This is a genomic window from Streptomyces sp. NPDC050504 (genome assembly GCF_044458065.1).
Taxonomy (GTDB): Bacteria; Actinomycetota; Actinomycetes; order Streptomycetales; family Streptomycetaceae; genus Streptomyces.
Map to the genome: position 1 here is coordinate 677,006 of NZ_JBITHO010000001.1, position 23,120 is coordinate 700,125.

A 23,120-nucleotide genomic window follows, 5' to 3' on the forward strand; every position below is an offset into this window, starting at 1 on the left:
TTCCGCCTACCGCTTTTCCGTGGTGTCCGCCGTGCCGGTGCGACCCGGCAGTTCCCGCAGTTCCGCCTCGATGCGCGCCGCGATCCGCAGCACCGCGTCCGACTCCAACATCTCCCAGTGGTCGCAGCGCACCGACTCCACCTGGTATCCGCCCTTGGCGCGGCTCCGCCAGAAGTCCCGCACCTCCGTCAGGAGGGGGCCGGGTGCGTTCTCGACGGCCTGCATCAGGACCGTGCGCGCGGCGGTCGCCGCGGGCACGTGGACGCTCGTGGTCATGCGGTTGTGGTTGTAGATGTGGAAGTACTGCCGGATCTGCTCGTCGTCGATGCCCGGGTACATCCCGTTGAACTTGACGAGCTTGTCGCGGAACTCCGCCAGGTCCACCGGCGTGACGGCCGCGCGGCGCTCCGCGTCGTCCGTGGCCTGGGTGTCGAGCAGCACCACGCTCACCCGCTCGTGCCCCGCGTCGGCGAGGCGGCGACCCATCTCGTGGGCGATCAGACCGCCGTACGAGAGCCCGGTGAGGACCAGCGGCCCGCCCTCGGCCAGCAGCGGGGCGACGAGCTCCAGGTACGACTCGGCCATCGCCTCGACGGTCGGCAGGGACGCCTCGCCGGGGTTGACCCCAGGCGACTGGATGCCGTGCACGCCCACCGCGTCCGGCAGAGCCTTGGCCAGCGAGAGGTAGCAGAACGCGGTGCCGCCCGCCGGGTGGACGCAGATCACCCGGGCGCCGCCGTCGCCCGCGCGGAAGTCGAGCAGGTTGCTCGGCGGCGGGCCCGACGCGCCGCGGCGCAGCCGCCCGCCCAGGTCCTCGATGGTCGGGTGCATCACGAGGTCGCGGATGGTCAGCGCCTCGCCGAACGCCTCGCGCACGGCGTGGATCAGCTTGATGGCGGAGATCGACGTGCCGCCGATGTCGAAGAAGTCGTCCCGGATGCCGATCTCGGTCCGCAGCAGCACGCTCTGCCATATCTGGTACAGCGTCAGCTCGATGTGGTCGCGCGGGCTCGCCTGGTTCACCTGGGCGGGCTGCGCCGCGTGCGCCAGCTCCACGACGGCGGCCCGGTCCAGCTTGCCGTTGCGGGTCACCGGCAGCTTCGCCAGCTCCACGAAGACCGCGGGGATCATGTGTCCCGGCAGCCGGCGCGCGAGCGCGGCCCGCCACTCGGCGACCGGCCTGGGCTCCGCGCCCTCGATCGCGACGGCGGCCATCAGCTGCGGTTCGCCCGCCGCGTCGCGGTCCACCAGCGCGGCGGCCCCGGTGACGCCCGGCTGGTCGAGCAGCGTCGCCTCGATCTCGCCCAGCTCGATGCGGAAGCCGCGCAGCTTGACCTGGTGGTCGCGGCGGCCCGCGTACAGCAGTTGTCCGTCGGGCAGCCAGCGGCAGATGTCACCGCTGCGGTACATGCGCGCGCCCGGCACGAACGGGTCGGCCACGAAGCGCTCGGCGGTCAGGTCGGGGCGGCCGAGGTAGCCGCGCGCCAGGCCCGCGCCCGCGATGTACAGCTCGCCCGCGACGCCGATCGGCACCGGGCGCAGCCGCTCGTCGAGCACGTACGCCCGGGTGTTGGCGACCGGGCGGCCGATCGGCGCCTGGCGCGCGAGCGGCAGCGGGTCCAGGTGCGCGGTGCAGTACAGCGCGGTCTCGGTCGGGCCGTAGCCGTTGAGGACGCGCAGCCCAGGCAGGGCCCGCTCCATCCGGTGCAGCGCGTCCTCGGGCAGCGGCTCCAGGCCGGTGCGCACGCAGCGCAGCGCGAGAGACGCCAGCCGCTCCTCGGGCGCCTCGCAGATCCACCGCACGAAGGAGGGCGGCAGCAGGACGTCCACGACGCGGTGCTCGCGCATCCAGCCGATCAGCGCCTCGGGGTCCTCGCGCACGCCCTGCGGCACGAGGCGCAGCACGCCGCCCGTGGTGAGCGGCAGCAGGAACTCCTGGACCGAGGCGTCGAACGCGAAGCTCGGCCACATCGCCGACGGCAGACCGGGCGTCGCGCCGAACTCCTCGCCCCAGTAGTCCAGCAGGTTGAGGATGCCCCGGTGGGTCGCGGCGACGCCCTTGGGGCGGCCGGTCGAGCCGGAGGTGTAGATGACGTACGCGAGGTCGTCGGGCCGGTGGGGGAGGCCGGGCGCGTCGTCGCGCGGGGCGTCGGCCTCCACGGAGGCGAGCCGCAGCCAGGGCACCGCGGGCGCGTCGCCGCCGGGTCCCGGAGCGCCGTCCGCGTCGCCGAGCACCAGTACGGCGCCCGCGTCCGCCACCATGCCCGCGAGGCGTTCGTGGGGGAGCGCGGGGTCGAGCGGCAGATAGGCGCCGCCGGCCTTGAGCACGCCGAGGATGCCGACCACCAGGTCGACCGAGAGGCCCATGTGCAGCCCGACGACCCGGTCCGTGCGCACGCCCCGGGCGATCAGCGCCTGGGCGAGGCGGTTGGCGCGCCGCTCCAGCGTCGCGTAGTCGAGCCGCTCGTCCTCGTGGACCACGGCGACCTGGCCCGGCCGCTCCCGTACGCGCGCCTCGAACCGGTCGACCAGACCGGCGGAGGTCGCGGCCGCCGCGGTGTCGTTGAACTCGACCAGGACCTGGTGCAGTTCCCGCTCGTCCAGGAGCGTCAGGGCGGTCGCGGGCCGCTGCGGGTCGTCTGCCATCTGCCGCAGGACGTGCAGCAGTTGGCGCACGTGGCGCTCGGCGGTCGCCGCGTCGAAGAGCGCGGTCGCGTAGTCGAGGCTCCCCGCGACCCGGCCGTCTCGCGCGGTGAGGTGCAGCATCAGGTCGAACGCGACGGACAGGCGCGGGAAGTCCAGCGGCACGGTCTCGACGCCGGGCAGCGCCAGCGCCTCCTCTTCGGCCACCTGCCAGGCGAGCATCGTCTGGAACAGCGGGGTGTGCGCGAGGTTCCGGGGCGGGTTCACCACCTCGACGACCTGCTCGAAGGGCAGGTCCTGGTGGTGCAGCGCCGACAGCACCGCGGCGTCCGCCCGGCGCACCAGGTCCGCCACCGTCGGCTCGCCCGACAGGTCGACGCGCAGCGCGACGGTGTTCGCGAAGAAGCCGATGAGCCCTTCGAGTTCGGGCCGGGTCCGGTTGGCCGCGGGAGCCCCGATCACCACGTCGTCCGTGCCCGCGAGGCGGGAGAGGGTCAGCGCCCAGCCCGTCAGCACGGTCTTGAACAGGGTGCTGCCGTTCTGCCTGGCGAGCGTCCGCAGCGCGGCGGTCAGCTCCTCGTCGATGGTGACGGGCACGCGTGCGCCCCGGTAGTCCTGCTCGGCGGGGCGGGGCCGGTCGGTGGGCAGTTCGAGGAGCGCGGGGGCGTTCGCGAGGGTCTCGCGCCAGTACGCGCCCTGCGCCTCGGCGGTCTCCGCGGACAGCCACTGCCGCTGCCAGGCCGCGAAGTCGGCGTACCGCACGGGAAGGGCGGGCAGCGGATCGTCGGCGCCGCTGGTGAACGCGGTGTACAGGGCGCTGAGTTCCCGGGTGAGGACGCCCATCGACCAGCCGTCGGTGACGGTGTGGTGGAAGGCCAGGAGCAGGGCGTGCCGGTCGTCGGCCAGCTTGACCAGGAGCCCGCGGGCCAGCGGGCCCCGCTCCAGGTCGAACGGCGCGGTCGTCCCGTCCAGCGCGAGCGCCACGAGCCGGTCCTCGGCGTCCTCCGAGCCGGTCAGGTCCTCGAAGGCCAGCGGGAATCCGGTGTCGGCCGGGTCGATCACCTGGAAGGGCACGCCTGCGTCGGCCTCCAGCCGGGTGCGCAGCGGCTCGTGGCGGGCGACCACCGCGTCCAACGCCCTGCTGAGCGCCGCCCTGTCCAGCGCGCCGCGCAGCTCCACCGTCAGCGACATGTGGTAGGCCTCGCTCGCGCCCGGCATCTGCGCCAGGAACCAGAGCCGCTGCTGCGCGTGGGACAGCACCAACGGCGCGGACCGGTCGGCGCGCGGCAGGAGGGCGCTTCCGGGGGGCGTCGTGCCGGGCTGTTCGGGGGTGGAACGACGCAACTCTTGATTCGCGGGCAAGGCCGACTGTTCCCCTCTGCGGGATGCTCATTCACAGTGGTGACTGGATAAATGTCTCAGCGGGGTCTGCCGAGTCTCAATGCGGTCCGTAATGCACTGCGTGATGGACTGTGTGGTATGTCAAACAATAGGTAAAGAGCGGAACACGGTCCTCCGTGCCGCTCTCGGAAGTGATGATTGACCAGGGCTTCTGAGTCTGTCAATGGCGCTCCATCCGGATACTCGCCGGTATCCCGTCTGCTACTCGCTGGTATAGTTCGCGGGTGCGCCAAGGCTGCCCGAAGGGGCAGAAAAGAAGGTCCGGAAGGGCAGGGCGGGCCCAGGGGGTATTGTGTTCGGCGGGCCGCATAAGGCACGTTGAGAAATTCTTCCGCGCTACGGGAAATCCCGTCGGCCGTTTCCCTTCGGCCGTTATCGGGGAACTCGCGGTCCGGCTCGCGCTCGCCGGTGAACTCCAGCGCGTGCGCAGCGGCTCGCCAACGGCAACACCCTGGTCACCGACTCGCCGTCCGGGCGGATCTTCGAGGTGACCGTCGAGGGCTACCTGCGCTGGGAGTACGTCGTCCCGCACTTCGCCCCGTACCGGGAGAGCGAGGTGCGCGCACTGTTCCCGGCCGCGCCCAACGCGAGTACCGCTACGCATCCTCCGAACTGCCCTGGCTGGAGGCCGGACGACGACGGCCGACACCGGTACGCGCGGCTCCGGACGGCGCGGGCGAGCGGGTGCCGGACGGCGTGGGCGAGCGGGTGCCGCCGCGGCGGCTCGCCCCGCTGGCCGTCCAGCACGTCCTGGCCATGGTCGCGCCGCGCTCGCGCTGGCGGCGGGGAGCCGGAGACCGCGGGGGGCGGGGGAGCCGCGGGGGACGGGAAGGTGGCGGGGAGCGGGCGGGGCGTGGAGGAATCGGCGGTCCCGGTGGCTTCGGTGGCTGCGGGGCCGCCGTCCGGCGGATGGCGACGCGGGGTCGCGGGCGGCTACTGCCGCACGGTGTAGTGGTCGTTGGCCCCGGCCTTGAGGAACTTCAGGGCCGGGCAGAGGAAGTCACGGCCGTTCGGGTTCTGCGACGTCCAGGGGGAGTCGGCCGGTGTCGCGGGCTGCCAGGAGCCGTTGGCGCGGAGCTGGATCGAGCGGCTGTCGAAGACCGTGTTGCGGGCCTCGGTGCAGTAGTGGCCCGTGCCGGTCGACGGGTTGACCGTCGCGTAGATCTCGAAGATGTCCCAGCCGTGGTCGAGCGCGCTGCGGTCGCGCCCCGACTGCCGGTACAGCAGCTCCCACTGCGCGGAGCGCTGGTTGTAGAGGTACGCGGACCAGCTGTTGCCGGAACCGGCGTCCTTGGAGAGCTGGACGCCGTACGTGAGCAGTCCGTCGGTGGTGGTCGTGTACTTCGCCCTGAAGTCGGCGTTCACCGGCAGGGTCTTCGCGGGGCCTCCGGGGTCGGAGCACCAGTCCCAGGCCCAGATCTCGGCGCCCGCGCTCCAGTAGGCGGTCACCACCTCGATGCACGAGTTCTGCGCCTTGGTGGTGGGCGCGTAGGTGAAGTTCTGGGAGTTGGCGACGCGGTACGCGGGGTCGACGCTGTGCGTGGCCGTGATGCCGTCGTGGGTGCCGGACCGGGGGAAGACGCCCCACCAGTTGTGGGTGGGTGCGGCGACGCCGGGCGCCGTGCGGTGCCCGGTCGCGCGGGCCTCCTTGAGCGCGGCGACGGCGCGGTCGCGGCCCGCGTCGTGGGCGGTGCGGTGGCCGGGCGTCCTGGCCAGGGCGACGGTGCCCCGGTGCGGGGCGTCCGGGGAGACGGCGGCGGGGGCGGCGGGGGTCGTGGTGGTGTCGGCGGCGGGGCGTGCGGTGGCGGGGTCGGCGCTCTGCAACGCGCCGAGTGCGGCCGCGGTGGCGATGGCCAGTGCGGCGAGAGCGGTTCTGAGCTTGTGGCCCGTGAGCGTGCTCTGCATGGGGCTCCTCCTGTGACCGGTTACCTGGGTGAAGGCGGGGGCGGGAGCGGCTAGTAATGTCCATGTCATGTTCGGGGGTGTCAAGGGCCGCGGGGGACATCAGGCGTCCCGGTGGTCGCTTTCGCGCCGCGCTCCTTCCCCGCCGGAGCTACCGGGCTACCGGGGCTCGTACACCACCGACCAAGGCCGCACGGCGTCACCGGTCGCGCCGCCCTCGGTACCAGCGAGCGCTCCGGTGCCGCCGCCCGCGATTCCGACGTCCCCGGTCCCGACGTCCCCGGGTCCGGCGCCTCCGGTCCAGGCGCCCCCTGCCCCGGTGCCCCCGGTCCAGGCCGCCGTCCCGCCGCCCGCCGCCGCGTCCTCGGCGACCGTCTCCGCGACGATCCGCGCCACGTCCCGCGCCGCCGGATGCGCGGCCTCGCGCGGCCACACGGCCGAGAGGCCGCGCACCAACGGCCGCCCGGCGAGCGGCCGCCACGCCACCCGGGGCTCGCGCGCCGCCGTCAGCCCGTCGTCGAACGCCACCGCGTGCCCGGCCGACACCAGACCCGTCAGGAACTCCGGATCGCGCGCGTGGCGCAGCGCCGACGGCACGAACCCGCCCGCCCGGCAGACGTCGAGCACCCGGTCGTACCAGCCGGGCGCCGCCGCCCTCGGCAGGAGCACCAGGTCGTGCCCGCCCAGCTCGGCGAGCGCCACCTCCGCGCGGCGGGCCAACGGTGACGTGCGCGCGAGCAGGACCCCGAGCGCGACGGGCGACGCGGGGCCGACGTGCAGTTCGGGCGCGTCGCACGGCTGGTGCACGAGCCCCACGTCGAGCTGGCCGGTGGTCAGCAGCCGCACCTGCTCGGCGGAGTCCAGCTCCTGGAGGTCGAGCCGCAGCCCGGGGTGACGCTCGGCGGCGGTGGCGAGGAGCGCGTGCAGGGTGCGGGCCGGAGTCTGCGGCGGCACGCCCGCCCGCAGTTCGCCGAGCGCGCCGGAGTCCGCGAGCTGTACGAGACGGCGCAGCCGCTCCTCGCGGCCGATCAGGTCGCGCGCCTCCTCGCGGAGCAGCGTCCCCGCCGCGGTGAGCCGCACCGCGCGCCGCGACCGGTCGAACAGCTCGGCGCCCAGCTCCCGCTCCAGACGGCGCACGGCACGGCTGAGCTGCGGCTGGGCGACACCGAGCAGCTCGGCGGCCCGGCCGAAGTGCAGTTCGTCGGCGACGACAATGAAGAGGCGCAAGTGGCGTATGAGATCCACCGGGCGACCCTACGCGATCGCCCGGACGCACGACGAAGAGGGCGAAGGGGCGGCGTGGACCAGTCGGTACGGGGCCTGGAGGCGACGGCGGACGAGAGGGGAGCGGGAAGCGGGGCGGACCCGGAGGCCGTGGCGCACCGGATCGGCGCGATGTTCGAGGCCGTCGGCGCGCGCGTCCGGCTGCACGCCCTCGACCTCGACAGCGGGCGCGAGATCGCCGTCGGGGCCGACGAGCCCGTCGTCCTCGCCTCCGTGTTCAAGGTCCTGCTGGTGCTGGAGTTCGCCCGGCAGGCCGACGCCGGACAGCTCGACCCGCGCCACCGCGTCACCGTGGGCAGGGCCGACCGCCTCGGCGGCTGGGGCACCGCCGGGTGCCTGGACGACGTCGAGATGTCCCTGCGCGACCTCGCGTTCTTCACCATGTCGGTGAGCGACAACTCGGCCGCCGACGCCCTGCTGCGGCACGTCGGGCTCGACACGGTGCGGATGCTCGCCGCCGAGCTGGGCCTCGACCGCACCCGCGTCGTCGGCGGCCCGCGCGAGCTGCTCGCGTCGATGCTCCAGGACGTCGGCGCGCGCGACGAGGCGGAGTTCGCGCGGCTCTACCCCACCCTCGGCCCCGAGAAGCTGCGCACCCTGCGCGTCCTCGACGCGGACCGCACCACGCGCGGCACCGCCCGCGACATGACGCGGCTGCTGCGGCTCATCTGGCAGGACCGCGCCGGTTCCCCCGCCGCCTGTGCGTGGGTGCGGGAGCTGATGGAGCGCCAGGTGTTCCGGCACCGCATCGTCTCCGGCTTCCCCGACGGCGTCCGGATCGCCGCCAAGACCGGCACGCTGCCCGGACTGCACATGGAGGTCGGGGTGGTGACCCATCCGGACGGCGGCCGGTACGCGCTCGCGGTGTTCGCCGCCACGGACGCGGCTGCCACGGACTCCGCCGCCAGGGACACCGCCGCCATGGACAGGGCCGCCACGGCCTCCGCCGCCTCGGCCCGCGCCGACCGCCCGGCCGTGGACGCGACGATCGGCAGGGCGGCGAGAGCGGCTGTCGACGCGCTGAGGGGCGCGCGCTGAAGGATGACGAGCTGAGGGACGACGAGCTGAGGGACGACGCACTGCGGAGCGGCCGGACGCGGTGCCCTGGAACCTGCCCTGACCTGCTGTGATGCCCTCGTCGTCATGGGTATCTTGCGGGGACGGGCCTTGGACGCGGGCGCCCGGAGCCTGATCTCGTACGGCCCATGAGCAACCACCGCACCACCCCTCCCAGCCGCCGTCTCCTCATGCGCACCGCCGCCGTCGGCGTCGCCGCCCCCGCCCTCGGCGCGGGTGCGGCGACGGCCGCTTCCGCCGCCCCCGCCGGGAAGCGGGCCAAGGCCGGCGCCGCCTCCTACCGCTGGCTCGGCACCACCGGCTGGCGCGTCGACTTCGCGGGCCGCACGGTCCTCTTCGACCCGTACGTCACCCGCTTCGACACCGGGGTGTTCAGCGGCCGCTTCGACCCCGCCACGGCGCTGCGCACCGACGAGGCCCTGGTCGCGCGGCACACCGGAAGCCCCGAGCTGATCATGGTGAGCCACAGCCACTGGGACCACGTCAACGACGTGCCGTTCATCGCGCGCTCCACCGGCGCCAAGGTGATCGGCACCGAGACCACGTACCACCTGCTGCGCGCCATGGGCGTGCCCGCCGCGCAGCTGATCGTCGTGCGCGGCGGCGAGGTGCTGGACTTCGACGGGTACGTGGTCGAGGCGGTGTCCTCGCGGCACAGCCGCAACAAGGCGCACGCCTACCTGCTGCCCGGCACCCTCACCGCCCCGCCCGCCGAGACCCCGCGCACCATCGGCGACCTGCCCGAGGGCGACACGCTCGCCTTCCAGCTCACCGTGGGCGACGGCCCTTCGGTGTTCATGATGGGCGCCAGCGACTTCAGCGCCCGCGAGCTGACCGGGCTGCGCCCTGACGCCGCCCTCGTCCCGCCGCCCGGCAGCTCGTCCACGTACCGCTACACGGCCCGCCTCATGGCCGCGCTCGACCACCCCGGCACGGTCGTCCCCGTGCACTGGGACAACTTCGAACTGCCGCTCGCCGACGGGCCCGTGCGCGACGAGGGCGTGGACCTGGACCGGTTCGCACGCGACGTGCGCGCGGCGAGCCCGTACAGCAGGGTGATCGTGCCCGACTACCGTACGACGTACCGTTTCTGACGGTCACTCAGGATTGCGGGCGGTGGAATCTCACCTCCGGGTTGCTCGCGCTCGGCCCGTCCAGCAGCGGCTGCGGCCGTCCGCGCAGGTGCCGGTCGAAGAAGGCCGCGACGTAGTCACGGGTGAGGGCGACCGCGCGCTCCGGGGGCAGCGGGGAGTGCGGCAGGCCGAACCGGTCGTCGTAGACGGGCTTGTCGGAGAACGTGAAGTGTTCCGAGCCCGCCACGGTCAGCCAGCGCTTCCAGCCGCCGAGGCCGGGCCACGTCGTGTCCCACGTCTTGTCGGGGCCGCCGGGGAGGTGGTCCGTCTCGGTGCCCAGCATCATGAACGGCCGCCCGTCGAGCCCCTGCGGCGGCAGCGCGTCCCAGAACGCCCCGTCCATGTTGATCCCGGCCCGCACCCTGCGGTCGCCCACCATCGCGGTGGCCGCGCTCGCGCCGCCGATGGAGTGCCCCGCCATGCCTACGCGGCGGCGGTCGATGACGTCGGAGTACCGCCAGCCGGGGTGCGGGCGGGTCAGCCGGTCCAGCAGGAACGAGACGTCCGCGGCGCGCGCGGCCGTGAGCACGCCGGGGTCCACCCCGTTCTCGTCGACGGCCACGCACGCCACGCAGGTCAGCATGCGGCCGTCGGGCATCGCGGTGCCGAGCGACTCGTAGGCGTGGTCGACGGAGGCCACCACGTACCCCCGGCTCGCCAGGTCCTCCGCGATGTGCGTGAGGGTGTAGCGCGAGGCGCCGAATCCGGGGGAGAGCACCACGAGCGGGTGACGCCCCTTGGCGGGCCGGGCGTCGACGCGGCTGTTGGTGCGCAACCCGCTCACCTCGGCGGGCTCGACCCCGGTCATCCCGAAGCCCTTCATCATCAGCTCGACCTCGGCCGTGGTGGCGTACGGGGCGGGCCTGCCGCCGCCGGGCTCGGCGGCCGGGTAGTACATGGTCACCATCAGTTCGCGCCCGTCGGCGTCCGGCACCCACGGGTCGGGCCGCGAGCGGTCGACCAGGTGCAGGGTCGAACTCCCCACGGCGTGGGGGCCGGTGGGCGCGGGGAGGCGCGGGCCGGTCGCGGGACGTTCGGGGCGGGCGGCGGACGTGGTGGCGTCCGGGGGCGCCGAGGGGTACGCGCTCGCCGTCGCCGCGAGCGTCAGGGGCAGGAGCAGTGCGAGGGCGCAGCCGAGCGCCGCGGTCCTTGAGGACCCGTTCGGTGTGGGCATGGCGACGACGCTAGACGGGGCGGACGGGCGGCGCGTCAGACCAGGGGTCGCCTTCTGGCGGCCGGGCGTACGACTTCAGTCGCATACGGGCCGCTCGCGGGCCGCGCCCGAAACCCACGCGTCCCGCGGTGAAACATCCCGGGGGGACCGGGGCGTCGAAGAGACAGAACCACAGGGAACACACGACTCACGTGGCCACGCGGCCACTTGGGCGCCTCGGTTCGACGCGCACGCTCAACCACCGCACTGAGGAGCAGAGTTGCACATAAGATCCAGCGGGCTCGCCACGACCGCCGCGACGGCGGTGCTGGCGCTCGTCACCGGGACCGTGCTGGCCCTCCCGGCCCACGGCGCGCCGGGAACCGCCGCTCCATCGGCGCGGCAGGGACCGCAGGAAGGGCCGCAGCAGAAGCCGAAGCAGGGATCGGCACCGGGGCCCGTCGCCCACACCCTCACGCTCATCACGGGCGACGAGGTGAGCGTGGACGCGCGGGGCGCGGTGGTGCGGGTGGCCCTGGCCAAGGGGCGCGAGCACATCCCCGTACGCACCGAGCGCGTCCACGGCAGCACCCGCGTCCTCCCGTCCGACGCCGGGAAACTGGTCAGCGCGGGCAGGCTCGACCCGAGGCTCTTCGACACGGTCGAACTGCTCCGGGCGCGGCAGCACGCGAAGGGCGCCAAGGCCGCGAAGAGCGCCAAGGGCGCGAAGGCCGCCGGGGGTTCGGGAACCGGCGGCGGCCTCCCCCTGATCATCGGGTACGAGGGGGCGAAGGCGGCCAAGGCCGCGGCCCCGGCCCCCACCGCGTCCGCCGAGGCGCTCAAGGGCGAACTGCGCGAGGACGGCGGCGTCCGGGTGCGCCGCGCCCTCCCCCGGCTGAACGCGGAAGCGGTCACCGTCTCCGACGCGGCCGTCCGCACCGTCTGGGACACCCTCACCGCCGCCCCGGCCGCAGGCCGCTCCGGGGTCACTGCCGCCCCCGGCCTCGCGAGGGTCTGGCTGGACGGCGTCCGCACGGCCAGCCTGGACACGAGCACCACGCAGATCGGCGCCCCCGCGGCCTGGTCCAAGGGCCTCGACGGCAAGGGCGTGCGGATCGCGGTCCTGGACAGCGGGGTCGACGAGACCCACCCCGAACTGAAGGGCCGCCAGGCGGCGGAGCGGAACTTCTCCGACTCCCCCGACGCGAAGGACCGGCACGGCCACGGCACCCACGTCGCCTCCATCGCCGCCGGCACCGGCCAGGGCTCGGCGGGCAAGTACCGCGGCGTCGCGTCCGGCGCCGAGATCCTGGACGGCAAGGTCCTGAACGACGAGGGCGCCGGCTCCGACTCGGAGGTCGTCGCCGGCATGGAGTGGGCCGCCGAGCAGAACGCCGACGTCGTCAACCTCAGCCTCGGCGCCCGCAACGGCCCGTGGACCGATCCGCTGGAGGAGACCGTCAACCGGCTCTCGGCCGAACGCGGCATCCTCTTCGTCGTCGCGGCCGGGAACTCGGGGCCGGGCGCGGGGACCGTCGAGTCGCCCGGCAGCGCCGAGAAGGCCCTCACCGTGGGCGGCGTCGACAAGAAAGACGCCATGTACGCGAGGTCCAGCTGGGGCCCGAGCGCCGACAAGGGAGGTCTCAAGCCCGACGTGACGGCGCCCGGCGTGGCCGTCACCGCGGCCTCCGCGCCCGGCAGCACCATCGCGCAGAAGGTCGGCGAGAACCCGGCCGGCTACGTCACCATCTCGGGCACCTCGATGGCCACGCCGCACGTCGCGGGCGCCGCGGCCCTGCTGAAGCAGCGGCACCCGACGTGGACCGGCGAGCAGCTCAAGGCGGTCCTGATGGGGTCCGCCAAGTCGGGCGGCCACGATCTGTTCGCCGAGGGCAGCGGACGCGTCGACGTCTCCGCCGCCCTGGAGAACGGCGTCGTGTCCGAGCCCGCGTCGCTCTCCTTCGACAAGCAGTCGTTCCCGCACGAGGACGACGAGCCCACGACCAAGAAGATCAGTTACCGCAACCTCGGCGACGCCCCGGTCACCCTCGACCTGAAGGCGAGCGGCAGGGGGCCCGGAGGGAAGCCGGCCCCGGAGGGCATGTTCACGCTCTCCGAGCAGCGGGTCACCGTCCCCGCAGGCGACACCGCCGTCGTTCGGCTGACCGCCGACACCAGGCTCGGCGGCACCCTGAACGGCGTCTACGCCGGGACGGTCACCGCGACCGGCGGCGGCCAGACGCTGCGCACGAACGCCGCCGTGGACCGCGAGGGCGAGCATTACAGCCTGACGGTCCGTCATGTCGGTCTGGAGGGACAGGCCGAGCCCGACCACGACACGTACCTGAATCCGCTGGCCGGAGAATGGGCAGGAACGGGCGGCTCCCCGATGGACGGCGGCGCCGACGTCACGTTGCGCGTGCCCAAGGGCGTCTACTTCCTCACGGCGTTCCTCGGCTTGAGCACGGGCAAGTACAGCCAGATCGCGGCGCCCCACCTCGAAGTGAACGGGGACACCGAGGTGACGCTGGACGCGCGCACGGCGCGGCCGGTCTCCATCAAGGGCCCCGATCCGGCCGCGAAGTCCCGGTTCGCCAGCACGTCCATCGAACTGAGCCACCCCGTCGAGAGCATCGGCTTCACCGTGGGGGCGAACAGCCCCGGCTTCGACGGGGTGCGGTTCGCCCAGTACGGACCCGACTACTCCTCGGGAGGCACGCTCACCCAGCTGTTCCATTCCGTCGCCGAGAACGGCGACAGGGAGTACCAGTACCTCTACGGCGGAGCCGTCACCAAGCTGGCCACCGGTCTCGAACGGCGTGCCAAGGCGGGCGACTTCGCCGCGCTCGACCTGCGCCTCGGTGCGCAACGGCCCGGAAAGCAGGGGACCTTCGGCATCGAACCGATACTCGGCGGGCGATGGGTCTCGATCTTCCCGCACTTCGGCCCTCCCCGTCCGCTGCCCAGGAACCTGAGGCTCTTCCTCGCCTCGGACAGCCCCGACGCCCAGTGGAGCCCCCGGCTCCTCCAGCTCGGTGAGACGGAGGAGTCCGTCGAGCTCAGGCACGGCCGTTCCTACGAGTCCTACGAGGCGGGCAAGACCTACCGGCGCGACATGGGCGTCGGCGTCTACGGCGCCAACGTCGGCGGCGGGCAGGGCATCACCCGCGAGGGCGACCTGCTCAAGGTGTGCGCGGACGTCATGCGGGACGCCGGCGGCCACTGGAGCGCCCCCGGACTTGAGGAGGACCCGGGCAGCACGACCCTGACTCGCGACGGCGTGGCGGTGCCGGCACCCCTGTACAACGACTTCTGCTACACCGGCTACAAGGTGCCCGCCGCCGAAGGCCGCTACGAGCTGGCGGTGACCGCCGACCGCACCACCCCCGCGACCCGGCCCACGAAGGTCTCCGCGAACTGGACCTTCACCTCGGGCCGTACGGACTCCGCCGCGATGGTGCCGTTCTCCGTGGTCCGCTTCGCGCCGAAGCTCGCCTCCGACACCACCGCCCGTGCGGGCGTCCCCGCCCGCGTGCCGGTGATCGTCCAGGGCGCGGCGGCCACGGCGGGCGTCAAGTCGCTGAAGGTCGAGTTCAGCCTCGACGGCAGGACCTGGCTCCCGACCCCGGTCGTCAAGGGCTCGGTGACCGTGCTCAACCCGAAGGCGGGCAAGGCGATCTCGCTGCGCGCCAAGCTCGTCGACAAGCAGGGCAACACCTTCAGCCAGACCATCGAGAACGCCTACTGGGGCAAGTGACCCGGTAGGACCCCCGGCCCGGCGGACCTCGAACGGCCCGCCGGGCCACCCCCACCCCCCCCGTACGGCCCAGCCGGCCGTGCGGGGGAGCGGCGTTCCGGGCTGCAATGGACGGGTGACCGCGCCCCCCGACGACTGCCTCGCGCGCAACGAGTGGATCTGCGGCGCCTACCTCTCCAGCCGCCGCGAGATCCTCTGGGACGCGGTGCTCCAGCACCTCCAGCTCACCGCGGCCTCCGTCGCGCTCGGCCTGCTGATCGCCCTGCCGCTCGCGGTGCTCGCGCGCCGCTGGCGCTGGGCCTCCGGCCCCGTGCTCGGCCTGACGACCGTGCTCTACACGATCCCCTCGCTGGCGATGTTCTCGCTGCTGCTGCCGGTGTACGGGCTCTCCGCCTCCCTCGTGGTGGCGGGCCTGGTCCTCTACTCGCTCACCCTGCTCGTCCGCAACATCCTCGCCGGGCTGCGCGCCGTGCCGGAAGAGACCAGGCAGGCCGCGCGCGGCATGGGGTACGGGCCGGTCAGGCTGCTGCTCGCGGTCGAACTGCCGCTGGCCCTGCCGGCCGCCATGGCGGGGCTGCGCATCGCCACCGTCTCCGCCGTCTCGCTGGTGACGGTCGGCGCGATCGTCGGTTACGGGGGCCTGGGCAACCTCATCTACACGGGCATGAACTCGTACTTCAAGGCGCAGGTCCTGACGGCGTCCGTGCTGTGCGTCGTCATCGCCGTCGCCGCCGACCTGCTGCTCCTGGGCGTCCAGCGGCTGCTCACCCCCTGGACCAGGGCGGTGCCCGCGTGAACACCCTGGAAGCGGCCTGGTCCTGGCTCACCACCTCGGCCCACTGGTCGGGGGAGGGCGGCGTCTGGGACCGGCTCGGCGAACACCTCTTCCTCACCGCCGTGTGCCTGCTGCTCAGCTCCCTGATCGCACTCCCCGTCGCCCTGCTCCTGGGCCACATCGGCAAGGGCGGCGCGCTCGCCGTCAACCTCTCCAACGTCGGGCGGGCCGTGCCCACCTTCGCCGTCCTCGTGCTGCTCCTCCTCACCCCGCTGGGCACGCACGGGCAGTGGCCCACGATCATCGCGCTGGTGCTGTTCGCCGTGCCGCCGCTGCTCACCAACGCGTACGTCGGGATGCGCGAGGTGGACCGGGACGTGGTGCGCGCGGCGCGGGGCATGGGCATGACCGGGCGGCAGCTGCTGTTCCACGTGGAACTCCCCCTCGCGCTGCCGCTGATCCTGACCGGCGTGCGGATCGCGGCCGTCCAGCTCGTCGCCACGGCCACGCTCGCGGCACTCGCCGGGGGCGGCGGGCTCGGCCGGATCATCACCGCGGGCTTCAACCTCGCGTCGACCCCGCAGGTCGTCGCGGGCGCCGTGCTGGTCGCGGTCTTCGCGCTGGTCGTCGAGGGACTGTTCGAGCTGGGGCAGCGCCTCGCGCCGCAGTGGGTGCGCGACGGGACGGGCGGATGACGGCGCCGCGCGGGACGCCACGACGGCGCGGTTCCCGGCGGGCGCCCCGGCTTTGGCCCCGGCCCCGGCTGCGGGCCCTGCTGGCCGGACCGCTGCTCGCCGCCGTCCTCACCGCCTGCGCGACGGGCCCCGCCCTGGAGAACCGCGGCGAGGTCACCGCACCGCCCGGCGACAGCCGCAACCTGACCGTCGGCTCGGCGGGCTTCACCGAGAGCGACCTCCTCGCCCAGATGTACGCGCTGCTCCTGGAGCGCGCCGGATACCGCACCAAGATCCTCTCCGTCACCAACCGGGAGCTCTACGAGCCCGCGCTGGAGAGCGGCCAGATCGACGTCGTGCCGGAGTACGCGGCGACCTTCGCGGACTGGCTGAACGCCAAGACGAACGGCCCCGACGCCCCCACCGTGGGCTCGCCCGACCTCGCCGCCACCATGAAGGCGCTGCGCGCGCTGGCCGCCCCGCGCGGCCTCGCCGTCCTGGACCCCGGCAGGGCCGTCGACCAGAACGCGTTCGCCGTCACCGCCGCGTACGCGAAGGAGCACCGGCTGAGGACGCTCAGCGACCTCGGGGCGGCGAAGCTGCCGGTGCGGCTCGCGGCGGGCGACGAGTGCGTCCAGCGCCCGTACTGCGCCCCCGGGCTGCGCAGGGTGTACGGCATCGACGTCACGGCGGTCGACCCCAAGGGCGTCGGCACCACCCAGGCCAAACAGGCCGTGCAGAGCGGCCGGGACCAGATGGTGCTGACGACCACGACGGACGCCACCCTCGACGCGTTCGGCCTCGTCCTGCTCGCCGACGACAAGCGCCTCCAGAACGCCGACTTCATCGTCCCCGTCGTCAACCGGGCGCGCGCCGGGAGCACCGGGATCACCGCGGCGCTGGCCCGCCTCAACACCGTGCTGACCACCGCGGACCTGGCCGCGCTCAACGAGCGCGTGGACAGCTGGCGCAGGCTCCCGCAGGACGTGGCGAAGGCGTACCTGACCGAGAAGGGCCTGATCGACTGATTCCGTGATTCGGAATATAGTTTCCGGTGAATGGATCCCGGGCGCGGCCCGGGACGGTTCAGGGACGTTCTGGGGAGGGCGCCGTGAGGGCGGGGAAGACGCTGTCGCGCCGGGTCGTGACGGAGTGCGCGGGGACGGCGGCGCTGGTGGCCGTCGTCATCGGCTCCGGCGCCAAGGCGGTCGGGCTGAGCCGCGACCCCGGCGTCCAGCTCCTGGCGAACTCGCTGGCCAGTGCGCTGGCCCTCACTCTGCTGCTCACCCTCCTCGGCCCGGTCTCGGGCGGCCACCTCAACCCCGTCGTCACGCTCCTCGCCTGGTCGGAGCGCAGACGCGGCGGCGAAGGACCGCCGGGGCGCGATGCCGCGCTCTACATCGGGGCGCAGCTCGCGGGGGCGGTCGCGGGCAGCCAGTTCGCCGGGCTCACGTACGGCAGGGAGCCCGCGCACTGGTCGGTGCGGGAGCGGTCCGAACCGCACCTGCTGCTGGCCGAGGCCGCGGCGACCGCGGGGCTCGTCGTGCTCATCACGGGCCTCAGGCGCACCGGGCGGGCGCGCTGGACGCCCCTGGCCGTCGGCGGCTACCTCGCCGCCGCGATCTGGTGGAGCTCGTCCGGCTCGTTCGCCAATCCGGCGGGGACGGCGGGCCGCGCGCTGGGCGACTCGTTCACCGGCATCGCCCCCGGTTCCGTGCCGGGCTACGTCGCGGCGCAGCTGACGGGCTGGGCGCTGGGGGTGGCGGTCGCGGCCTGGCTGTACGGACCCCCGGAGCGGGCGGCGGCCCCCGCCGCGCCCGCGGCCGTTCCCCAGTCCTCCGGCGCGGCGCCCGCCGCCCCCGCCGCCCTTGCCCCGCGCCCCTAAGCGTCCGCCACCGAGTCGAACTCCACGTCCTCGCGCGCGATGCCCTGAGCCTCCGCGTCCACCGAGCGGCGCAGCGCCTCGTGCAGCTTCGCCGGGGTCAGCACGCCCGCGAACCGCGTCCCGTCCAGCACCGCCACCCAGCCCGCGTCGTGCTGGAGCATCTCGCCGAACGCCTGCTTCAGCGGGGCTCCCAGCGGCACCCACGCCTCCATCCGCCGCGCCAGCTCGCCCACCGTGCCCTGCCCGCCCGCGATGGCCAGGCTGTCGGCCGACACCCAGCCGTGCAGTTCGCCCGACGCGTTCAGCACCACCGCCCAGCGCGCCCCTTCGGCGCGCAGCGCCGCGGCGGCCGAGCGGGCCGGGTCCTCGAACCGCGCGAGCGGCGGCTGCTCCAGGTCGGCGGCCTCCACCGGAGTGACCGAGAGCCGCTTGAGCCCCCGGTCGGCGCCGACGAACCGGGCGACGTAGGCGTTGGCGGGCGTGCCGAGGACCGTGGTCGGGGTGTCGTACTGCTCGATGCGCCCCGCGCCGTACACCGCGATCCGGTCGCCCATCCGGACGGCCTCCTCGATGTCGTGCGTGACCATCAGGACCGTCTTGCGGACCGTCGCCTGGAGGTTCAGGAACTCGTTCTGCAGCCGCTCGCGCACGACCGGGTCCACCGCGCCGAACGGCTCGTCCATCAGCAGGACGGGCGGATCGGCGGCGAGCGCGCGGGCGACCCCGACGCGCTGGCGCTGACCGCCCGAGAGCTGCGCCGGATAGCGGGAGCCGTACGTCCCGGGGTCCAGGCCCACCAGGTCGAGGAGTTCGGCGGCGCGGGCGCGGGCCTTCGCCTTCTTCCAGCCGACCAGGGCGGGCACGGTCGCGGTGTTGTCGAGGACCGTGCGGTGCGGGAAGAGGCCGACCTGCTGGATCACGTAGCCGATCCGGCGGCGCAGCCGCACCGGGTCGACCCGCGCGATGTCCTCGCCGTCCACCAGGATCCGCCCGGACGTCGGCTCGATCAGCCGGTTGACCATCATCATGGTCGTCGTCTTGCCGCAGCCGGAAGGCCCCACCAGGGTCACCAGCTCGCCCTCGGCGACGTCGAAGGACAGGGCGTCGACGGCGGTGGTGCCGTCCGCGTACACCTTGGAGACCTGCTCGAACCGGATCACGACTCCACGGTAGGAGCGCGGGGAAGGGGCCGCACGAGATGCTGAACTGTCCGTGGAGACACGGGAACCGCGCAGGTCGCGATGCGCGGTGCGGCGGTCACTAGGGTGTGCCCCATGACCGAACAGCAGTTTGCCCCCATGCCCGAAGACTGGCAGCGCGCGCTCGCCGTCGTCGCCCACCCCGACGACCTGGAGTACGGCTGCTCGGCGGCCATCGCCGCCTGGACCGACCGGGGCAAGGAAGTGACGTACCTGCTGGCGACCCGGGGCGAGGCGGGCATCGACGGCATCGCCCCCGACGCGTGCGGGCCGCTGCGCGAGCGCGAACAGCGGGCGAGCGCCGCCGTCGTCGGCGTGGACGCGGTGGAGTTCCTCGACCACCGCGACGGGACCATCGAGTACGGGCTCGGGCTGCGCCGCGACATCGCCGCCGCGGTCCGCCGCCACCGCCCCGAGCTGGTGATCACGCTCAACCACCGCGACACCTGGGGCGGCGGCCCAGGCGCCCCCTGGAACACGCCCGACCACCGGGCGGTCGGCCGGGCGACGCTGGACGCGGCGGCGGACGCGGGCAACCGCTGGATCTTCCCCGAGCTGACCGGGCAGGGGCTCGACCCCTGGAACGGGGTGCGCTGGGTGGCCGTCGCGGGCTCCGCGACGCCGACGCACGCGGTGGACGCGACGCCGGGCCTGGAGCGCTCGGTGCTCTCGCTGCTCGAACACCGCGCGTACATCGAGGCGCTGACGGACGAGGACCCGGAGAAGTACTGCCGGACGTTCCTGACGGGCAACGCGATGGCGGCGGCGCCGCGCTTCGGCGGGCGGCCCGCCGTGGCGTTCGAGCTGTTCGGCCGCTGAGCCGCGCGGCACGGGCCGCGCTCCTGACCGCCGGGTCCCGCGCCGCGGGGCCCGGCCGCGCCGTTTCCCGGGGCGCACTGTTCCCAAGACTCCAAGCGACTGCTTAGTATGCGGCCTGGTAGCGGCAGAGCCGATGGTTTGTGGAGGCCCCTCATGCAGGCATGGCGAGTGCACCGGAACGGCGAGCCCCGCGAGGCGATGCGCCTCGAAGAGGCGGCGCGCCCCGCACCGGGAGAGGGGCAGGTCCTGCTCAGGGTGCGCGCCGCGAACGTCAACTTCCCCGACGCGCTGCTGTGCCGGGGCCAGTACCAGCTCACCCCGCCGCTGCCCTTCACGCCCGGCGTGGAGATCTGCGGCGAGACCGAGGACGGCCGCCGCGTCATCGCCAACCCGGCGCTGCCGCACGGCGGTTTCGCCGAGTGGGCCGTGGCCGACGCCGCCGCCCTGCTCCCCGCGCCCGACGCGCTGGACGACGCCGAGGCCGCCGCACTGCACGTCGGCTACCAGACCGGCTGGTTCGGGCTGCACCGCAGGGCCCGCCTCCAGCCGGGCGAGACCCTGTTGGTGCACGCCGCGGCCGGGGGCGTGGGCAGCGCCGCCGTCCAGCTCGGCAAGGCGGCGGGCGCGACGGTCATCGGAGTGGTCGGCGGCGCCGAGAAGGCCGCCGTCGCGCGCGAGTCGGGCTGCGACGCGGTGATCGACCGGCGCGTCGACGACGTCGTCGCGCGGGTCAAGGAGGCGACCGGCGGCCGGGGCGCCGACGTGGTCTACGACCCCGTGGGCGGCGCCGCGTACGCCCAGTCGGCGAAGTGCGTCGCCTTCGAGGGGCGCATCCTCGTCGTCGGCTTCGCGAGCGGCGCGATCCCCACGCCCGCCCTCAACCACGCGCTGGTCAAGAACTATTCGATCGTCGGCCTGCACTGGGGCCTGTACAACCAGCACGACCCCGCCGCCGTCCGCGCCTGCCACGAGGAGCTGACCGGGCTCGCGGCGCGGGGCGTCGTCAAGCCGCTGGTCAGCGAGCGCGTCCCGCTGCCCGGCGCGGCCGACGCCGTGCAGCGCGTCGCGGACGGCGCGACCACGGGCCGCGTCGCGGTCGTCCCCGGGGAGGGCGGCCGATGACCGACGCCGCCGAACTGCGCGCCCGTACCGCCGAACTGCTCGCCGCCCACCCGCCGGCCACCACCGACCGCACCGACTTCCTCAGGGCCCGCTTCGACGCCGGGCTCGCCTGGGTCCACTACCCCGTCGGCCTCGGCGGACTCGCCGCGCCGCGCTCCCTCCAGGCCGTCGTCGACGCCGGACTCGCCGCGGCGGGCGCCCCCGACAACGACCCGCGCAAGATCGGCATCGGCCTGGGCATGGCCGCCCCGACGATCCTCGCGTACGGCTCCGAAGAGCTGAAGCGCCGCTTCCTGCGCCCCCTGTGGACCGGCGAGGAAGTGTGGTGCCAGCTCTTCAGCGAGCCCGGCGCCGGATCCGACCTCGCCGCCCTCGGCACCAGGGCCGTCCGCGACGGCGACGCGTGGGTGGTCGACGGACAGAAGGTCTGGACGTCCAGCGCCCACGTCGCAGGGTTCGCCATCCTCATCGCCCGCACCGACCCCGAGGCCCCCAAGCACCGGGGCATCACCTACTTCGTCTGCGACATGACCGACCCCGGCGTCGAGGTGCGCCCGCTGCGCCAGATCACCGGCGAGGCGGAGTTCAACGAGGTGTTCCTCAGCGGCGTGCGGATCCCCGACGCGTACCGGCTCGGCGAGGTCGGCGAGGGCTGGCGGGTCGCGCGGACCACCCTGATGAACGAGCGGGTCTCCATCGGCGGCGCCCGCCTCCCGCGCGAGGGCGGCATGATCGGCCCCGTCGCCGCCACCTGGCGCGCCCGCCCCGACCTGCGCACCCACGACCTGCACCGGCGGCTGCTGACGCTGTGGGTCCAGGCCGAGGTCGCCCGGCTCACCGGCGAACGGCTGCGCCAGGGCCTCGCGGCGGGCCAGCCGGGCCCCGAGGGCTCCGGCACGAAGCTCCTGTTCGCCCGCCTCAACCAGGAGATCAGCTCCCTCGAAGTGGAACTCATGGGCGACGAGGGGCTGTTGTACGGCGACTGGACCATGCGCCGCCCCGACCTGGTCGACTTCACGGGCCGTGACCCCGGCTACCGCTACCTGCGCTCCAAGGGCAACAGCATCGAGGGGGGCACCAGCGAGGTGCTGCTCAACATCGTCGCCGAACGCGTGCTCGGACTGCCCGCCGAGCCCCGCGACGACAAGGACGTCGCCTGGAAGGACCTGACGCGATGAACGACCTGCTCTACTCGCAGACCGAGGAGGACCTGCGGGCCGCCGTGCGCTCCCTGCTCGCCGACCACTGCGACGCGGCGCGCGTGCTGTCCTGGATCGAGGGCGGGGACGCCCACGACCGGGCACTGTGGAGCGCGATGGCGGACACGGGACTCCCCGGGCTCCTCGTCCCCGAGAAGTTCGGCGGCCAGGGCGCGACGCACCGCGAGGCGGCGGTCGTCCTGGAGGAACTGGGCAGGGCCGTGGCGCCCGTACCCTTCCTGACCTGCTCGGTCGTGGCGACGCAGGTCCTGCTGGGCTGCGACACGGCGACGGACGCGGTGTCCGGGCTCCTCGCGGACCTGGCGGCGGGCGGCACGGTCGCGGTGCTCGCCCTCCCACTGGGCACCGCCCCAGACGGACCGCACGTCCGGGACGGCGCGCACGCCCCGACCGCCACCTCCGTCGCGGACGCCGCTGCCGCCGACGTGCTCCTCGTCCTCGCCCCGGACGGACTGCACGCCGTGGACGCGCACGGCCCCGGCGTCACCGTCTCCCCGCTCACCCCGCTCGACCTCACCCGCCCGCTCGCCGAGGTCACCGTCGCCCGGGACACCGCGCGCACCGCCCTCCTCGCCGACCCGCGGACCGGCCGCGACGCCGTCCGCCGCGGCCTCGCGGCGGGCGCCGGGCTCCTCGCGTCCGAGCAGCTGGGGATCGCCGAGTGGTGCCTGGAGACCACCGTCGCGTACACGAAGACCCGGCACCAGTTCAACCGGCCCGTCGGCTCCTTCCAGGCGCTCAAGCACCGCATGGCCCAGCTCTGGCTGGAGGTCGCGGGCACCAGGGCCGCCGCCCGCAACGCCGCCGACGCGCTCGCCACGGGGAGCGCCGAAGCGCCCCTCGCCCTCGCGCTCGCCCAGGCGCACGCCGCGCCCGTCGCGGTCCGCGCCGCCGAGGAGTGCGTCCAACTGCACGGCGGGCTCGGCATGACCTGGGAGCACCCCGCGCACCTCTACCTCAAGCGGGCCAAGGCCGACGAGATCGCCTACGGAACCCCGGGCCGCCACCGCGAGACCGTCGCGGAGCTGGCGGAACTCCCCGCTCCGGAGTAAGGGGCCGCCTGCGAGGATCTCCCT

At 74.2% G+C, this 23,120-nt stretch carries 16 protein-coding genes; 11 read left to right on the plus strand and 5 right to left on the minus strand.

What is annotated here, in order from left to right; genetic code table 11:
* Nucleotides 1-6: 6 nt before the first annotated feature.
* The 3 genes from ACIBNE_RS02860 to ACIBNE_RS02870 form a co-directional block, all read right to left on the minus strand.
* Complete coding sequence (locus tag ACIBNE_RS02860; protein WP_399268785.1) at nucleotides 7-3,987, minus strand: amino acid adenylation domain-containing protein; 3,981 nt, start codon at nucleotides 3,985-3,987, stop codon at nucleotides 7-9.
* 990 nt (nucleotides 3,988-4,977) lie between these two features.
* Nucleotides 4,978-5,949, minus strand: a complete 972-nt coding sequence (locus ACIBNE_RS02865) for a carbohydrate-binding protein (protein ID WP_399268787.1) — start codon at nucleotides 5,947-5,949, stop codon at nucleotides 4,978-4,980.
* 156 nt (nucleotides 5,950-6,105) lie between these two features.
* Complete coding sequence (locus tag ACIBNE_RS02870) at nucleotides 6,106-7,182, minus strand: LysR family transcriptional regulator (protein WP_399270027.1); 1,077 nt, start codon at nucleotides 7,180-7,182, stop codon at nucleotides 6,106-6,108.
* A gap of 159 nt (nucleotides 7,183-7,341) precedes the next feature.
* Here ACIBNE_RS02870 and ACIBNE_RS02875 point away from each other — a divergent pair, with 159 nt between their 5' ends.
* Together ACIBNE_RS02875 and ACIBNE_RS02880 are read left to right on the plus strand one after the other, a co-directional pair.
* Complete coding sequence (locus ACIBNE_RS02875) at nucleotides 7,342-8,268, plus strand: serine hydrolase (RefSeq protein ID WP_399270029.1); 927 nt, start codon at nucleotides 7,342-7,344, stop codon at nucleotides 8,266-8,268.
* Nucleotides 8,269-8,435: 167 nt separating this feature from the next.
* Nucleotides 8,436-9,401 (plus strand): MBL fold metallo-hydrolase, encoded by a 966-nt coding sequence (locus ACIBNE_RS02880; RefSeq protein WP_399268789.1) that lies wholly within the window; start codon nucleotides 8,436-8,438, stop codon nucleotides 9,399-9,401.
* 7 nt (nucleotides 9,402-9,408) lie between these two features.
* Here ACIBNE_RS02880 and ACIBNE_RS02885 read toward each other — a convergent pair whose 3' ends face one another.
* Nucleotides 9,409-10,614 (minus strand): alpha/beta hydrolase family protein, encoded by a 1,206-nt coding sequence (locus ACIBNE_RS02885; RefSeq protein ID WP_399268791.1) that lies wholly within the window; start codon nucleotides 10,612-10,614, stop codon nucleotides 9,409-9,411.
* Between the two features lie 259 nt (nucleotides 10,615-10,873).
* Here ACIBNE_RS02885 and ACIBNE_RS02890 point away from each other — a divergent pair, with 259 nt between their 5' ends.
* From ACIBNE_RS02890 to ACIBNE_RS02910, 5 genes are all read left to right on the plus strand, one after another.
* Nucleotides 10,874-14,350 carry a S8 family peptidase gene (locus ACIBNE_RS02890; RefSeq protein ID WP_399268793.1) on the plus strand — a complete coding sequence of 1,159 codons (3,477 nt, stop codon included), beginning with the start codon at nucleotides 10,874-10,876 and terminating at the stop codon, nucleotides 14,348-14,350.
* A gap of 115 nt (nucleotides 14,351-14,465) precedes the next feature.
* Nucleotides 14,466-15,146: an ABC transporter permease gene (locus ACIBNE_RS02895; RefSeq protein ID WP_399268795.1), complete on the plus strand. Its 681-nt coding sequence runs from the start codon at nucleotides 14,466-14,468 to the stop codon at nucleotides 15,144-15,146.
* Nucleotides 15,143-15,820, plus strand: a complete 678-nt coding sequence (locus ACIBNE_RS02900; protein ID WP_399268797.1) for an ABC transporter permease — start codon at nucleotides 15,143-15,145, stop codon at nucleotides 15,818-15,820. The genes ACIBNE_RS02895 and ACIBNE_RS02900 overlap by 4 nt, the downstream gene beginning before the upstream one ends.
* A complete protein-coding gene (locus ACIBNE_RS02905; protein WP_399268799.1) occupies nucleotides 15,817-16,827 on the plus strand; it encodes an ABC transporter substrate-binding protein in 1,011 nt (336 codons plus the stop codon). The genes ACIBNE_RS02900 and ACIBNE_RS02905 overlap by 4 nt, the downstream gene beginning before the upstream one ends.
* Nucleotides 16,828-16,910: 83 nt before the next feature.
* Entirely contained in the window at nucleotides 16,911-17,684 is a 774-nt protein-coding gene (locus tag ACIBNE_RS02910) for an aquaporin (protein ID WP_399268801.1), read from the plus strand.
* Here ACIBNE_RS02910 and ACIBNE_RS02915 read toward each other — a convergent pair.
* Nucleotides 17,681-18,844 carry an ABC transporter ATP-binding protein gene (locus tag ACIBNE_RS02915; RefSeq protein ID WP_399268803.1) on the minus strand — a complete coding sequence of 388 codons (1,164 nt, stop codon included), beginning with the start codon at nucleotides 18,842-18,844 and terminating at the stop codon, nucleotides 17,681-17,683. The genes ACIBNE_RS02910 and ACIBNE_RS02915 overlap by 4 nt on opposite strands.
* Nucleotides 18,845-18,958: 114 nt before the next feature.
* On the opposite strand from ACIBNE_RS02915, the gene ACIBNE_RS02920 reads away from it, so the two are divergent.
* The 4 genes from ACIBNE_RS02920 (at nucleotide 18,959) to ACIBNE_RS02935 (ending at nucleotide 23,096) form a co-directional block, all read left to right on the plus strand.
* Nucleotides 18,959-19,702, plus strand: a complete 744-nt coding sequence (locus tag ACIBNE_RS02920) for a PIG-L deacetylase family protein (RefSeq protein ID WP_399268805.1) — start codon at nucleotides 18,959-18,961, stop codon at nucleotides 19,700-19,702.
* A gap of 153 nt (nucleotides 19,703-19,855) precedes the next feature.
* Nucleotides 19,856-20,824 carry an NADPH:quinone oxidoreductase family protein gene (locus ACIBNE_RS02925; RefSeq protein WP_399268807.1) on the plus strand — a complete coding sequence of 323 codons (969 nt, stop codon included), beginning with the start codon at nucleotides 19,856-19,858 and terminating at the stop codon, nucleotides 20,822-20,824.
* Complete coding sequence (locus ACIBNE_RS02930) at nucleotides 20,821-22,002, plus strand: acyl-CoA dehydrogenase family protein (protein WP_399268809.1); 1,182 nt, start codon at nucleotides 20,821-20,823, stop codon at nucleotides 22,000-22,002. The genes ACIBNE_RS02925 and ACIBNE_RS02930 overlap by 4 nt, the downstream gene beginning before the upstream one ends.
* Nucleotides 21,999-23,096 carry an acyl-CoA dehydrogenase family protein gene (locus tag ACIBNE_RS02935; protein WP_399268811.1) on the plus strand — a complete coding sequence of 366 codons (1,098 nt, stop codon included), beginning with the start codon at nucleotides 21,999-22,001 and terminating at the stop codon, nucleotides 23,094-23,096. The genes ACIBNE_RS02930 and ACIBNE_RS02935 overlap by 4 nt, the downstream gene beginning before the upstream one ends.
* Nucleotides 23,097-23,120 lie beyond the last annotated feature (24 nt).